The 229-nt window shown below is 35.4% G+C and carries 1 protein-coding gene and 1 pseudogene; both read right to left on the reverse strand.

Going from position 1 to position 229, the window contains the following annotated elements:
• On the reverse strand, positions 1-51 hold a 51-nt coding region (locus AC1RO3_RS09495; RefSeq protein WP_481764170.1), incomplete at its 3' end, for a prepilin-type N-terminal cleavage/methylation domain-containing protein.
• Positions 29-229, reverse strand: a pseudogene (locus tag AC1RO3_RS09500) (hypothetical protein); the annotation flags it as partial. The pseudogene AC1RO3_RS09500 and the gene AC1RO3_RS09495, both read right to left, overlap by 23 nt.

Raw genomic sequence — 229 nt, forward strand, 5'->3', positions numbered from 1 at the left:
GCTTACTATCATTAGTCCGATTAGACATTCAATCAGCGTAAATGCCGGGATTTCTTGTTTTTTCAATATTGATCGCTTCTTTCTCCATATTGACAAGCACTTTTTCGATTACTCCATTATTTTCGATAATTTGGATATCGTACATAATCATTTCTTCACTTCGCTCTGGTCTTTTGTGATATATCCGCTGTGTCTTGGTATCTTCGTAAACCATTCGAATAAGTAGCAT

Source organism: Dellaglioa sp. CoH-57-MRSF-19 (assembly GCF_056781975.1).